Here is a 14,827-nt window from a genome sequence, read left to right as displayed (position 1 = left end):
GGGGGTGTTTTCTTGTTGACACCGGAAAGACATCAACTCATTATCGACTGTTTAGAAGAAAATGATGTCATCAAAATACAGGACTTAACGATTATGACAGATGCGTCTGAATCTACAATTAGAAGAGATCTATCAGCCCTTGAAGAAAAAGGATTTCTTAAAAGAGTCCATGGGGGAGCAGCCAAGATATCAAGTATCCGTCTTGAACCAGATGTATTTGAGAAATCTGCCAAAAACCTTCAAGAAAAGTCATTGGTTGCAGAGGCAGCTGCTTCACTTTTAAAACAAGGCGATTGTATTTATTTAGATGCTGGTACGACCACACAGCAAATGATTGAATATATCGATCCCGATCAAGATATTGTTGTGGTGACAAACGGTGTTATGCACATTGAAGCACTCATGAGAAAAGGCATTTCTTTTTACCTGATAGGCGGATCAGTGAAACATCGAACAGGAGCCATGGTGGGAGCCGCAGCTTTGAAAGCGATGGAAAATTACCGTTTTGACAAAAGCTTTGTTGGGACGAACGGCATTCATCCCGAGGCGGGGTTTACAACACCTGATCCAGAGGAAGCGCTCATGAAAAAAAGAGCCATGAAGCAGGCGAAAAAAACCTATATCTTATCAGATGCCTCTAAGTTTGGCGAAATATCGTTTTCAGCCTTTGCTAGTTTACAGGAAGCCACCATTATCACAAACGACGCAAAAGAGGATTCATTCGATAATTACCATGAAAAAACGGTTATAAAGGTAGTGAAAACATGATTTATACAGTTACTTTAAACCCATCAGTTGATTACATCGTACACGTGGAGGATTTCGCAGTCGGCGGTTTGAATCGTTCAACCTATGACAAAAAATATCCAGGTGGAAAAGGGATCAATGTCTCAAGGCTTTTAAAACGTCACGGTGTTGAATCAAAAGCGCTTGGATTCATAGGCGGATTTACAGGAAAATATATTCAAGACTTTTTACAAAACGAACAATTACAAACAGCCTTTCACGAGGTGTCAGAAGATACACGAATTAATGTGAAACTAAAAACAGGTGAAGAAACCGAAATCAACGGACTCGGCCCATCTATTACTGAAGCGCAATTTGAGTCGTTTCTGTCTCAATTTTCTTCATTGACTGAAGGAGATGTCGTTGTCTTAGCTGGCAGCATTCCTTCTTCATTGCCTCATAACACGTATGAACGTATTGCTGAGGTGTGCGAAAAGCAAGGTGTCAGAGTTGTCCTTGATATTTCCGGGGAAGCACTAAAAAAAGCAGCAGGCTTGAAACCGTTCTTAATGAAGCCAAACCATCATGAGCTAGGTGAAATGTTTGAGACGAGCATCTCATCTGCGGAAGAAGCCATTCCTTATGGGAAGAAGCTGTTAGAACAAGGTGCTGAACATGTCATCGTATCAATGGCTGGAGATGGAGCTCTCTTATTCAGTAAGGAAGGGGTTTATCAGTCCAATGTTCCAAAGGGCACGCTTGTTAATTCAGTTGGTGCAGGGGATTCAGTCGTTGCAGGATTTTTAGCCGGCGTTTCGAAAGGCCTTTCGATTGAAGAATCATTTAAGCTTGGCGTCACATCAGGCAGCGCTACAGCATTTTCTGAGGAGCTTGGAACAAAAGAGCTTGTCGACACACTATTACCACAAGTAAAAGTCACACGCATTTAAAGGAGGAGTCATCATGAAAATTACAGAACTACTCACAAAGCAGACAATTAAGCTTCAATTAGACAGCCAGCAGAAAGCAGCAGTCATTGAAGAACTAGTCACTGTTTTAGATACAGCAGGCAAGCTAAATGATAAAGAGGGCTACAAAGAAGCAGTGATCAACCGTGAAAAACAGAGCTCTACTGGTATTGGCGAAGGAATTGCTATCCCTCACGCTAAAACAGCAAGTGTAAAAGAGCCTGCCATTGCATTTGGCCGCTCGACAGCTGGTGTAGATTATGAATCACTGGACGCGCAGCCGAGTCATCTTGTCTTTATGATTGCCGCAACTGAAGGCGCAAACAACACGCACTTAGAAGCACTTTCTCGTTTATCAACACTTCTCATGCGTGAAGAAATCCGAAAGCAGCTTCTTGAAGCGGCTACTGAAGATGAAATCATCGATATCATCAATACGCATGACAAGGACGATGATGAAGAAGAAGAGGAAGTTCAAGAAGAGCCGGCTGTATCAGGTAAAACAGCTAAGATTTTAGCAGTAACAGCTTGCCCAACAGGTATTGCGCATACATTTATGGCAGCAGATGCTTTGAAAGAAAAAGCAAAAGAAATGGGCATTGACATTAAAGTCGAAACAAACGGCTCTGGCGGTATTAAACACGCCCTTACGGCAAAGGAAATCGAAGAAGCACCAGCCATCATTGTGGCAGCGGACAAGCAAGTTGAAATGGAACGCTTTAAAGGCAAACATGTCATTGAAGTACCTGTGACAGCTGGAATCCGCCGTCCTCAGGAATTAATTGAAAAAGCAGTCAATCAAGATGCGCCGATTTATAAAGGCTCAGGCGGCAGTTCTTCAAAAGACGAAAATGAGTCATCTGGCAAAGGTAGAAGTGGTTTCTACAAGCACTTAATGAGTGGTGTAAGCAACATGCTTCCATTTGTTGTCGGGGGCGGTATCCTTGTTGCAATTTCATTTTTCTGGGGAATTAACTCAGCAGATCCTAAGGACCCTTCATTTAATTCATTTGCAGCTGTATTAAAAGGAATTGGCGGAGATAATGCGCTTGCCTTAATCGTTGCTGTTTTAGCCGGATTTATTGCAATGAGTATTGCAGATCGTCCAGGTTTTGCGCCAGGTATGGTCGGTGGATTTATGGCGTCGGCAGCAGGTGCAGGATTCTTAGGCGGACTAATTGCCGGTTTCCTTGCAGGTTATGTCGTTGTGCTACTTAAAAAAGTATTCACATTCGTACCGCAGTCACTCGACGGGATTAAACCGGTTCTGCTGTATCCATTGTTCGGTATTTTCTTCACAGGCATCATCATGCATTACATTGTTAACACACCGGTAAAAATGGTGATGGATGGATTAACTCACTGGCTTGAAACTTTAGGTACTGGAAACCTTGTCTTAATGGGCATTATTTTGGCAGGTATGATGGCGATTGATATGGGGGGCCCAATTAACAAAGCGGCTTACACATTCGGTCTTGCGATGATTGCTGCTGGAAACTATGCACCGCATGCTGCCATTATGGCAGGCGGAATGGTACCACCATTAGGTATTGCACTTGCTACAACAATCTTTAGAAATAAATTCTCAAAACGTGACCGAGAAGCAGGGATTACATGCTACTTCATGGGAGCTGCCTTCATCACTGAAGGGGCGATCCCGTTTGCAGCGGCTGACCCTCTGCGCGTAATTCCTTCAGCTGTTATTGGAGCAGCAGTGGCTGGCGGATTAACGGAATTCTTTAGAGTCACGCTTCCTGCGCCGCACGGCGGACTATTCGTTTTCTGGGTAACAAATCATCCGGTTCTTTATATCATCAGCATCTTAATCGGTGCCGTTGTAACAGCGATTTTACTGGGTATTTTGAAAAAACCAGTCAAACTAGAAGCGTAATTCAGAAGAGAAGCATCGTGAAGAGCGGTGCTTCTTTTTGTTTAATCATGAACAAATTAGGAAAAAATATCTAATTGAATGGTTGTCTTGTGAATTTTTAAATGACATGTGATAAAGTAAAGTTATTCAATTCACGTTTCAAGTCTTTTAGCAGAAAGTCTTAGGAGGAAGCAGTATTTTGAACGAAGAAAACAAACAAAACGAAAATGATATTCAATCTGATGCAAAGCAAGACAAAACAGAGAAGAAAAGTTCACTGTTTGAATGGATCAAAGCCATTTTAATTGCACTTGCGCTCGTCCTGCTCATCCGTACGTTTATATTTGAGCCGTATGTGGTGGAAGGAGAGTCAATGGAACCGACTCTTCATGATGGGGAAAAGCTGTTTGTCAACAAAACCATTAACTATCTAGGTGGTGTCAAACGAGGTGACATCGTGATTATTAATGGAAAAGATGGCCAGAAGATTCATTATGTAAAACGATTGATCGGCCTTCCGGGAGACACGATTGAAATGAAGGATGATACGCTTTACATTAATGGTAAAAAAGTTGATGAGCCTTATTTAAAAGAGAACAAGGCACATGCGAAAGAGTATGAAGTGCATTTAACAGGGGATTTTGGTCCAGTGAAAGTACCGAAAAACGATTACTTTGTGATGGGGGACAACAGACTCAATTCCATGGACAGCAGAAATGGACTTGGACTCATTGAAAAGGATCGGGTTGTCGGGACATCAGAATTTGTTTTCTTCCCATTTGGCGACATTCGGCAAACAAAATAAAAGCACCCTTCTCAGGTGTGTGAGAAAAGTGCTTGAATGGACGACCCTTTAAAAGAAGGGTCGTTTTAATTTGGCGTGAGCACCGTAACAATGATCACAATCGCCAACACAGAAGCGAAGACAGACCCAGTAATGGCTAAAACGGACCGAAACAATCCGACCTTTTGATTTTCTTTCCCTCGCTTTTGTAAAAAGCGTTTCGAAAAGATGTGTACCAGTGTGTAAATAAGCACAAGCCCAATATAAAGGCCAAAATCCCTTGCATTAAAGCCTGTTGCAGATAAATAAATACCCATAAAGAAAATCAATAAACAGTATTCCATAAGTGTAAGTAATCTCAAATCGCACGAACTCCTTCAATAAATCATTCCCATTTATTATACCATAATGGACAAATTGCCTTCGTTCTTAGCGAGAGACGTTTCTATCAAACGTTATTCATGTTATACTTCATAATGATGAATGAGTGATGGAGGATTAATAAATGATTGCAGTAAATAATGTTAGTTTGCGTTTTGCTGATCGTAAACTATTTGAAGAAGTAAATATTAAATTCACTCCTGGCAACTGCTACGGTCTAATTGGTGCCAATGGAGCTGGTAAATCAACGTTTCTAAAGATTCTTTCAGGTGAAATTGAAGCTCAGACGGGCGATGTTCATATGAGCCCTGGTGAGCGTTTAGCGATTTTAAAACAGAACCATTTTGAATACGAAGAATTTGAAGTATTAAAAGTCGTCATGATGGGTCATAAACGTCTATATGATGTGATGCAGGAGAAAGATGCGATCTATATGAAACCTGATTTCTCAGATGAAGACGGGATTCGTGCAGCAGAGCTTGAAGGTGAGTTCGCTGAGTTAAACGGCTGGGAAGCAGAAAGTGAAGCAGCGATCTTATTAAAAGGTCTTGGCATTCCAGAGAGCCTTCAATCGAAGAAAATGTCTGAGCTTGGTGGTTCTGAAAAGGTAAAAGTACTACTAGCCCAAGCTTTATTTGGTAAGCCTGACGTTCTTCTTCTTGATGAGCCAACGAACCACTTGGACTTACAAGCAATCCAGTGGCTGGAAGAGTTCCTCATTAATTTTGAAAATACCGTGATTGTCGTTTCGCATGACCGTCATTTCTTAAACAAAGTATGTACACATATTGCGGACCTAGACTTTGGAAAAATTCAAGTATATGTCGGTAACTATGATTTCTGGTATGAGTCCAGCCAGCTAGCGCTGAAGCTCAGCCAAGATGCGAATAAGAAAAAAGAAGAACAAATTAAGCAGCTTCAAGAGTTCGTTGCCCGGTTCAGTGCGAACGCTTCTAAATCGAAGCAAGCGACCTCAAGAAAGAAATTGCTTGATAAAATCTCTTTAGACGACATTAAGCCATCTTCACGTAAATATCCGTACGTTCATTTTGCGCCAGAGCGCGAAATTGGAAATGATGTCCTTCAAGTAGAAGGTCTATCGAAAACAATTGATGGTGTGAAAGTACTTGATAACGTCAGCTTTATCATGAATCGCGAGGATAAAATTGCGTTCTTAAGCCGTAATGAGCTTGCTGTATCCACTTTATTTAAAATTCTTGCTGGTGAGATGGAGCCAGACAGCGGGACGTTTAAATGGGGCGTTACAACATCTCAAGCCTTTTTCCCGAAAGACAATAGTGAATACTTTGAAGGAAACGATGTCGATCTAGTGGATTGGCTTCGTCAATATTCTCCTAATGATCAAAGTGAAAGCTTCTTACGCGGGTTCTTAGGACGTATGCTTTTCTCTGGGGAAGAAGTAAAGAAAAAAGCAAGCGTCTTATCAGGAGGAGAGAAGGTTCGTTGTATGTTATCGAAAATGATGCTGTCAGGAGCGAATGTTCTGCTGCTGGATGAGCCGACGAACCACTTGGATCTAGAATCCATTACAGCGCTGAATAACGGTTTAATGAGCTTTAAAGGAGCTATGCTCTTCTCATCTCATGACCATCAGTTTGTTGAAACAGTGGCAAACCGTATCATCGAAGTGACGCCAAATGGCATCGTCGATAAACAAACAACATATGATGAGTTCTTATCAGATCAAGACATTCAAAAGAGACTCGATGAGCTTTATGCATAAATAAGCAAAGACATCCAAAAGTGGATGTCTCAGCGTGTAGACAAACCCTCGCATTCGTTGTCAGTCCTGCGTGCCGGTGCTCACGAATGTCAAATTCGCTCCGCTCCGGTACTCGTCCTTCCTAGACTGCAAAGGTTTTCTATCACGCTGAAAAGAAGACAAAAGGCTAAAATGAAGATCATTTTAGCCCTTTGTCAACAATCTGAGACATCCATAAGTGGATGTCTTTTTTTCGATTAAATCGCCCAGTTTCCATTACGGAAGATCGGTTCGCGTTTTCCGTCTTTTGTAATGCCATCAATATTCATTTCCTTTGAACCAATCATGAAATCGACGTGTGTAATACTGTTGTTCACACCATCTGCATCCAATTCTTCACGATTCATCTCTTTTCCGCCTTCGATATTGAACGCATACCCGCTGCCGATGGCAAGGTGGTTCGATGCATTTTCATCATAAAGGGTATTGTAATAGAGAATATTCGAGTTTGAGATTGGTGAATCGTCTGGTACGAGAGCAACCTCACCTAGATAATGGGAGCCTTCATCTGTTTCAACGAGCGAAGTTAAAATGTCTTCGCCTTCCTTCGCTTTCACATTGACAATTCGACCATTTTCAAATATTAATGTAAATTCATCAATGATATTTCCTGCATAACTGAGCGGTTTTGTGCTTGAGACAGTCCCATTTACACCGTCTTTTTTAGGTACGGTAAATACTTCTTCTGTCGGCATGTTGGCCATGAAAGAGACGCCGCGCTCACTCACGCTGCCGGCACCTACCCAAATGTGCTGCTCTGGGAGCTCAATCGTTAAATCTGTGCCAGGAGCATCATAATGAAGCTTGTGGTAGTGGCGCTCATTTAGTATTTTGACCTTTTCATTTAGTGACTCATCGTGCTTTTTCCAAGCCTCAACAGGATCTGCTTGATCAGCGCGTGCGACTTTAAAGATTTGATCCCATAATAAAGCGACAGCTTCTTCATCTGTATGGTCAGGGAAAATCTTTTTTGCCCATTCTTTTGATGCAGCGCCTACGACCGTCCAAGCAACTTTGTCTGATTGAACGTATTGGCGATATGTATGAAGGGCTGATCCAGCGGCCTTTTGCTGTGCAGCGATTTTTTTCGAATCAATGCCTCGCAGAAGGTCAGGGCTTTCTGACAAGATCGTGATAAAAGCGCCGCCGCGTTTTGCGATGGTTTCCATCATCTGTGCTTCCCATTCTGGGAATTGGTCAAACACATCCTGCGGTGCATGTTCATATTTTAAACGGGCAAGAACACCATCACTCCAGCGGATATGTACGTTTTTCGCCCCGCGCTCATACGCATGTTTCGCGACAAGACGAACAAGGTCTGCAGATTCAGTAGATGCAGATACGACGACTTCTTGTCTTTTTTGAACATTCACACCGACTTCAACAATGGTCTTAGCATATTGATCTAGTTGTTTTTCAAATGAACTCATAAAAACCCTCCTTTAGTCATGTTCATCATATCAGATTTAAGACCGAAAAGGAAAATGGGGAGCATGCTTAAAGCCAAAATAAAAAAGCCGCTTTCGTGCGGCTTTTTTAGCGGTTCAGTTGTTTCACAGGCTGTGCATTAGAAGGGGGCATATGTGAAAACGACAGGCTCATTCCTCCTAAAATAATACCCGTTAAAATAACTGTGACAACGACTCGTTTACCTAAATCAAGCAACATGTTCTTCCTCCTTCACGTTTATCCATTTCTCACGATATGATCGAAATGATAAAAAAAGAAGTAGAACAAGAAGATTATTTTAATGTTTTTTGCAATTTATGAATGACTTCTAGTGAACGACCTGTTCCGATTGCGACAGATTCAAGTGGATTTGCTGCAATATGAACTGGAACGACAATCTCCTGTGAGAGCCATTCTTGAATCCCATTTAACAAAGCGCCGCCGCCAGTTAAGATCACGCCGCGGTCTACAATGTCACCACTAAGCTCTGGAGGGCTGTCCTCTAATGTGGCACGAATCGCCTCTAAAATATGAAGAAGTGATTCTCGCATGGCACCTTGAATTTCATGAGATTCAAGTGTGATCGTTTTTGGAAGACCTGTCACCAGATCACGTCCACGTACTTCTAATGATTCCGGCTCATGCTCAATGAGACCATAACCAATTTCCATTTTAACCTGCTCGGCTGTCCGCTCGCCTATTAATAGATTATATTTCTTTCGGACAAACGTAATGATATCTTCATCCAGCTGATCTCCGCCAATTCGAATGGAATGACAAGAGACAACGCCGCCAAACGAAATAATTGCAACTTCCGTTGTTCCTCCGCCAATATCGACTACGACGTTTGCAACAGGCTCATCTACTGGGAGATCAGCGCCGATTGCGGCTGCAACAGGTTCTTCTATTAAATGCACGTGCTTTGCTCCGCAGTTTTTCACAGCATCGCTGATGGCACGGCGTTCAACAGCTGTTGAACCAGAAGGTGTACATACCACGACCGTTGGTTTTCTGAAGGTAAACCCGATATTTTTCCCTGCTTTTTTCATGATTTGTTTGAGTAAATCTGTTGTCATATCATAATCAGCGATGACACCGTCTTTCATCGGACGGATCGCCACAATTTTACCAGGTGTTTTCCCAATCATTTCTTTTGCTTCTGCTCCGACTGCAAGTACAGTTTTTGTTTCTGTATCGACTGCCACGACGGACGGTTCATTTAAAATAATTCCCTTATTTTTACTATAAACCAATATGTTAGCTGTTCCTAAATCAATTCCAATTTCGGCATTTTGAAACATGTTTTCACCCAATCTCTATTTTTGCTGTTTTAAACAATTTTACATTTAAAAGTTCAGAGGGTTGATGTCATTTGTGGGGGTTTGTGATGACCTTGAAATGAACTTGTAAAATTCAAGTATCATTTTGACAATCACAATAAATTTTCCCTTTGTTTTTTCTTTTATGAAAAAAATTTTTATAGAGGAGAAACCTTTTGAGAATCTCTTACGTCTACGATATATCAATTGGTGCAAAACAGATTGATCTTGAGCTAATGAAAGAAAGAGGGAACGAAATTGAAATCTATCGGAGTCGTAAGAAAAGTAGACGAACTAGGGCGTATTGTGATGCCAATCGAATTAAGAAGAGCACTTGATATTGCTATTAAAGACAGTATGGAATTTTTTATAGATGGGGAGAAAATCGTCTTGAAAAAATACCAGCCAGAGGGCGTTTGCCTCATGACTGGTGAGATTACATCGGAGAACCATGATTATGGAAATGGTCAAATTACATTAAGCGCTGAAGGCGCAGAACTACTGTTAAAAGAGCTGCAAGAAGCTCTTCAGCAGTAATTAAAATAGCCTGCTCTCTTCCTTTGTGCTGAGAACAGGCTGTTTTTTTCTGAAAAAGTTCCTTAAAAATGCCCCATCACCCTCAAAAAATAAGTGGAAAATGGTACAATTGACAAAGAATCTCAGGGCGGCAGGTGGAATCATTTGAACAAAACATATCAAGTGCGGATCGTGTTATCTGTTCTTGCATTTATTTTAATCTTAAGCTGGGATTTCTTTTATTATCTAGGCGGCTATCAAATTAATTGGCCGCTCGATCTAGCCTTTACAGTCTTGGTTTTAACAGGGATCTGGGTTGTCTCAGGCTATGTAGACCGCTTAAATCTACTTGTGTCAGACTTAAATAAGAGAGAAAAAGAAGCACACGAACTGACAGAGCGGCTGAATCGAATCACAGATAACTTGCAAGAAATCGTCTTTGAAACAAACGAGAAAGGTGAAATTATTTTCTTAAATCAAGCATGGACACAAATGACAGGCTATGACATAGATGAATGTCTAGGCACCATGTACAATCAGTACTTTGATCAAGAGGAGCGCGTGGTCCAGCATTTGTTATCTGTGATCAAGGAACATAAGGATGCGGGGCGGGTAGAACTGCAGCTTCTCCATAAAGAGGGAAAGAAGGTATGGGGAGACGTTCATTACAAGCTCTATTTTGATGAGCATCACCAGTTTACCGGAGGGATTGGGACGGTTGCTGATATTACGAAACAAAAGCAGGCAAAGCTTGAGCTTGAAAGATCCAATCAGCAATTGCAAATGCAGGCGCAAAAGCTGGCTGTTGCTGGACAAATAGCTGCTGGGATCGCCCATGAAGTCAGAAATCCACTGACATCAGTAAATGGCTTTTTGCAGCTGATGAAGACACAATATCCTGAAAGAACCGATTATTTTGACATTATCTTTTCCGAAATTAAACGGATTGATTTTGTTTTAAGTGAGCTGCTTGTATTGGCTAAGCCTCAAGCGGTCCATTTTCAAGAAGTCCAGCTTCATGAGCTCCTAGAACAGGTGATTACCTTATTAAAAACAAATGCAGTTCTTTCAAATATTGATCTCAAACAGCCATTTAAAAAGCAGGATGCCGGTGCTATCCTAGCAGACGCTAATCAAATGAAGCAGCTGTTCATTAATTTAATTAAAAATGCTATTGAGGCAATGCCTGAAGGTGGCAGCATATACATATCTACAGAAAAAGTATTGAATGAATGGAAGATTACCATTCAAGATGAAGGAAAAGGGATGTCTGAAGAGGATATTCAAAAAATATATGATCCTTTCTTTTCCACGAAAAAAGAAGGGACAGGGCTTGGTTTGACCATCTGTGCGACGATTTTAAAAGATCATCACGGAAGAATGGACGTATCCAGTGAGCTTGGAAAAGGCGCAGCTTTTCAAATCTATTTGCCTGTGTGTCAAAAAAGCAGGCAGCAGCAAGTTGAGAGGACGTGATGTCATGACGATGAAAGCTTTATTTGTATATGGGACGCTATTGCTGCATGAAGAGCACCACGAAGCGTACATGAAGGAAAGCAGGCTTTTAGCTAAATCAGCTTGGATGAGTGGAAGGATCTATGATACAGGTCAAGGATACCCAGCGTGCGTTCCCGCAGGAAAAGGCACTGTATACGGGGAATTGTACGAGGTGACCGCTGATGCGTTGAATAAGATAGACGTACTAGAGGAAGGGTATGACAAGCAGGAAATTAATGTCATGACGGATCAAGGTCAGGTAGAGGCCATGACATACACTTTGCCAGAGCAGAAGACATCAGCTCTGAAAGAAATAAAGAGAGGGTGCTGGAAAGCTTATAGACTGTGGCAGCAGAAGCCGTCATCCTTCTATTATTTTGCCTATGGCTCCTGTATGGACGATGCTAGATTTAAGCTGGCAGAAGTCGATCATCACTTCAAACAAGTCATCGGCGGCGGTGTACTAAACGGTTTTACCACGAGATTTACATTGGTGAGGCCTGATGGATCAAGGGCTGATATGGTAGAAGACGGCGGCGAAACAGAGGGTGTTTTATATGAGGTTCCTTTTGATGCCATTCGTTATTTGTATAAACGAGAAGGAGTATATGAGGGCACATATCGTCCGGCTTATGTCGATGTCAAAATAGGTGATCAAATTTATGAGGACTGTTTAACCTTTCTTGTGCTTCAAAAGAGCGAAGAAATCGCTCCGCCAGCTCATTATCGCAGTGAAATCGAAAAAGGAGCAGACCTCTACTTAAGTGAAGCGTTCCGCAAAAAAATTCGTTCGCATATGGATTCATTAATCAAACCGTAGTAAAATACATGATAAGTGAAATAAAAGGAGTCTGAACATGAAAAAGGAATATGCAGTCATTGGTCTTGGACGCTTTGGCGGAAGTATTTGCAAGGCGCTGAGCGAAGAAGGACTTGAAGTCATGGCCATGGATATGAATGAAGATCGAGTGAACGAATACGCGAAAATTGCCTCACACGCGGTCATTGGCGATTCGACCGACGAATCCGTTTTAAAAAATCTTGGTATTCGTAATTTTGATCATGTCATCGTTGCAATTGGCGAAAACATTCAGGCAAGTATTTTAACAACGATTATGCTGAAAGAGCTTGGCGTCAAAATGGTCACCGTGAAAGCGCAAAATGACTACCATGAAAAGGTGCTCAACAAAATTGGAGCGGATCGCATCGTTCATCCAGAGCGAGATATGGGCAGACGGATTGCACATAAAATTATTTCAAATAACGTGCTCGATTACCTCGAGCTGTCAGATGAGTACAGCCTGATTGAGATTGTTGCAAACAACAGGCTTGCGGGGCATTCTCTTTTAGATCTTGATATTCGGGCAAGATACGGCATCAACATTGTGGCGATTAAGCGCGGAAAAGAAGTCATCGTTTCCCCTCTGGCAGATGAAATGATTCAAAAAGAAGATATCCTCATTGTCATAGGGGCAGTAGCCGATATAGGACGCTTTGAAAAACGAGAAATGCAGAACGATTATTAAACACTCCGATGACGGGGTGTTTTTTTATATGAATGTGTACATGACAGGTGGACATTGAGAAGGAAATAGACACTGAAAAGGGTTGCTTTGTTCATGTATAACCTCAAAAATGAGTCATCATATTTTTCGTGCAATTATCACTATTCAGAAATAAAAAACAGTGTTTTGATATGGTTGATTTTCTCTAAATGTCATTGACTGGGCAAACAGATTCGTTTACGATAAGAAACATTATATTGTTTACTTGGAGGAGGCAGTGTCGTTGGATAAGGAGCTTTTCAGACATCAAATTGAGGTAGCAGCAAAGAGAAAAAAAGCAGCCCTCGTGATTAAACATGCGAAAGTCATGGATGTGTTTAACCAGGAATGGATAGACGCTGATGTCGCTGTTGAAAATGGACAAATAGTCGGGATAGGGGAGTACGAGGGAGAACAGGAGCTGGATGCAGCAGGTCAAATGCTTGTACCTGGTTTTATTGATGGCCACGTTCATATCGAGTCTTCTATGGTTACCCCTGCTGAATTCTCCAAAGCTGTCGTTCCGCGCGGTGTGACAACTGTCGTAACAGACCCGCATGAAATCGCCAATGTGTCAGGTATAACAGGCATCCGTTTTATGCTTGAAGAAGCGAGAAAAGCTGCCTTACATATTTATTTCATGCTGCCATCCTGTGTACCGGCAGTCAGTTTTGAACGATCAGGTGCTACATTAAAAGCGAAAGATTTAAAGCCCCTTTATCAAGAGAAGGAAGTGCTTGGTCTTGCTGAGGTAATGGACTATGTCGGTGTGGAGCAGGCAGAAGAAGATATGCTTCAAAAGCTGCTTGATGCTCAAAACGAGAATAAACTGATTGATGGCCATCTAGCAGGCTTAACAGACCGATTAATAAACGTTTACCGCACGGCCAATGTCCAAACAGACCATGAGGTGACAACAGCACAGGAAGCCCTTGAACGTGTAAAACGAGGCATGTATGTCATGCTGAGAGAGGGATCTGTTGCCAAAAACGTGAAAAACGTTTTACCTGCTGTGAATGAGAAGAATGCGAGACGTTTTTTCTTTTGTACAGATGATAAACATTTAGATGATTTAATGGCGCAGGGAAGTATTGATGAGCAAGTACGGATGTCCATAAAAGCAGGCTTAGATCCATTTTTAGCCTATCAAATGGGAAGCTTAAATGCCGCAGAGTGTTTTGGTCTTAAAACAAAGGGAGCCATTGCACCAGGCTATGATGCTGATTTTATGCTCGTCTCAGACCTTCATCATGTAGACATCTCAAGCGTATTTATTGCGGGAGAATTGGTTGCGCAGCATGGAGTGTACAAACCGAGTGTCGAAAAGATCGCACCGAGCTCAGCATTATTACAATCTGTTCATGCAGTAGACGTTCAAGAGCAAGATATTGCACTGCCTATCACAGACGATCAAAAAATGAATGTCATCCGTATTATTCCGAATCAGCTTGAAACAAAATTAGAACAAGTCACTCCTTCAGAAACGAACGGACAATTTACAAGTGATACAGACAGAGATGTATTAAAAATGGTGCTTGTCGAACGTCATCAAGGTTTATCTGAAATGGGGGTAGGGATTGTCAGCGGCTTCGGCATCAAACAGGGTGCGATTGCAACAACGGTTGCACATGATTCACATAACTTAATTGCAGTTGGCACAAATGATGCCGATATTATTAAAGCGATTGAGGCGTTAAAAGAAGCAGGCGGCGGTTTGACCGTTGTCAAAGAAGGCCAGTCTCTTCATACGCTGCCATTACCGATCTCCGGTTTATTGTCAGATCAGCCGGTACATCTCGTCAATGAAAGCCTCCATGAACTCCATGAAGCACTAAAAGAAACTGGTTTTTCCTTAGACTTTAATCCGTTTTTGACGCTGTCCTTCTTGGCACTTCCAGTCATTCCTGATGTGAAAATGACGACAAAGGGCTTGTTTGATGTCAGAAGCTTTCAGCACCTCCCAATTCAATCATAAAAGAATGAGAAACTG

Annotated in this window: 14 protein-coding genes; 10 read left to right on the top strand and 4 right to left on the bottom strand. The window is 41.8% G+C overall.

Translation table 11 applies throughout. From position 1 onward, the window contains the following. Window positions 1–12 precede the first annotated feature (12 nt). The 4 genes from C6347_RS07015 to lepB all read left to right on the top strand — a co-directional run bounded on the left by C6347_RS07015 (window position 13) and on the right by lepB (window position 4,369). A complete protein-coding gene (locus C6347_RS07015; protein ID WP_106071531.1) occupies window positions 13–768 on the top strand; it encodes a DeoR/GlpR family DNA-binding transcription regulator in 756 nt (251 codons plus the stop codon). Continuing rightward, a complete protein-coding gene (gene pfkB / locus C6347_RS07010) occupies window positions 765–1,676 on the top strand; it encodes a 1-phosphofructokinase (RefSeq protein WP_060596156.1) in 912 nt (303 codons plus the stop codon). The genes C6347_RS07015 and pfkB overlap by 4 nt, the downstream gene beginning before the upstream one ends. 13 nt (window positions 1,677–1,689) lie before the next feature. Further along, entirely contained in the window at window positions 1,690–3,585 is a 1,896-nt protein-coding gene (locus C6347_RS07005) for a PTS fructose transporter subunit IIABC (RefSeq protein ID WP_060596157.1), read from the top strand. A 211-nt stretch (window positions 3,586–3,796) separates the two neighbouring features. Then, entirely contained in the window at window positions 3,797–4,369 is a 573-nt protein-coding gene (gene lepB, locus C6347_RS07000; RefSeq protein WP_034663870.1) for a signal peptidase I, read from the top strand. A 65-nt stretch (window positions 4,370–4,434) separates the two neighbouring features. Here lepB and C6347_RS06995 read toward each other — a convergent pair whose 3' ends face one another. Then, window positions 4,435–4,710 (bottom strand): hypothetical protein, encoded by a 276-nt coding sequence (locus C6347_RS06995; protein ID WP_060596158.1) that lies wholly within the window; start codon window positions 4,708–4,710, stop codon window positions 4,435–4,437. Between the two features lie 143 nt (window positions 4,711–4,853). On the opposite strand from C6347_RS06995, the gene C6347_RS06990 reads away from it, so the two are divergent. Beyond that, a complete protein-coding gene (locus C6347_RS06990) occupies window positions 4,854–6,473 on the top strand; it encodes an ABC-F family ATP-binding cassette domain-containing protein (RefSeq protein WP_034662692.1) in 1,620 nt (539 codons plus the stop codon). Window positions 6,474–6,709: 236 nt separating this feature from the next. On the opposite strand, the gene C6347_RS06985 is transcribed toward C6347_RS06990, so the two are convergent. From C6347_RS06985 to mreBH, 3 genes are all read right to left on the bottom strand, one after another. Continuing rightward, complete coding sequence (locus C6347_RS06985) at window positions 6,710–7,942, bottom strand: aminopeptidase (RefSeq protein WP_106071530.1); 1,233 nt, start codon at window positions 7,940–7,942, stop codon at window positions 6,710–6,712. Between the two features lie 106 nt (window positions 7,943–8,048). Beyond that, the gene (locus C6347_RS19205; protein WP_003210922.1) at window positions 8,049–8,180 is read right to left on the bottom strand and encodes a protein YkpC; all 132 of its coding nucleotides are present in this window, start codon (window positions 8,178–8,180) and stop codon (window positions 8,049–8,051) included. A gap of 74 nt (window positions 8,181–8,254) precedes the next feature. Beyond that, entirely contained in the window at window positions 8,255–9,262 is a 1,008-nt protein-coding gene (mreBH, locus tag C6347_RS06980) for a rod-share determining protein MreBH (RefSeq protein ID WP_060596160.1), read from the bottom strand. A gap of 276 nt (window positions 9,263–9,538) precedes the next feature. On the opposite strand from mreBH, the gene C6347_RS06975 reads away from it, so the two are divergent. From C6347_RS06975 to ade, 5 genes are all read left to right on the top strand, one after another. Beyond that, window positions 9,539–9,817, top strand: a complete 279-nt coding sequence (locus C6347_RS06975) for a transcriptional regulator AbhA (protein ID WP_034662686.1) — start codon at window positions 9,539–9,541, stop codon at window positions 9,815–9,817. Between the two features lie 144 nt (window positions 9,818–9,961). Then, complete coding sequence (locus C6347_RS06970; protein ID WP_034662683.1) at window positions 9,962–11,272, top strand: ATP-binding protein; 1,311 nt, start codon at window positions 9,962–9,964, stop codon at window positions 11,270–11,272. 4 nt (window positions 11,273–11,276) lie between these two features. Next, window positions 11,277–12,113 (top strand): gamma-glutamylcyclotransferase family protein, encoded by an 837-nt coding sequence (locus C6347_RS06965; RefSeq protein WP_106071529.1) that lies wholly within the window; start codon window positions 11,277–11,279, stop codon window positions 12,111–12,113. Between the two features lie 37 nt (window positions 12,114–12,150). Next, a complete protein-coding gene (locus C6347_RS06960) occupies window positions 12,151–12,819 on the top strand; it encodes a potassium channel family protein (protein WP_034662681.1) in 669 nt (222 codons plus the stop codon). A gap of 262 nt (window positions 12,820–13,081) precedes the next feature. After that, a complete protein-coding gene (ade, locus tag C6347_RS06955) occupies window positions 13,082–14,812 on the top strand; it encodes an adenine deaminase (protein ID WP_106061530.1) in 1,731 nt (576 codons plus the stop codon). Window positions 14,813–14,827: the final 15 nt, after the last annotated feature.

The sequence above is a fragment of the Bacillus sp. NMTD17 genome, from assembly GCF_002998735.1.
Classification (GTDB): Bacteria; Bacillota; Bacilli; order Bacillales; family Bacillaceae; genus Bacillus.
This window is presented reverse-complemented; position numbering and strand designations above follow the sequence as displayed.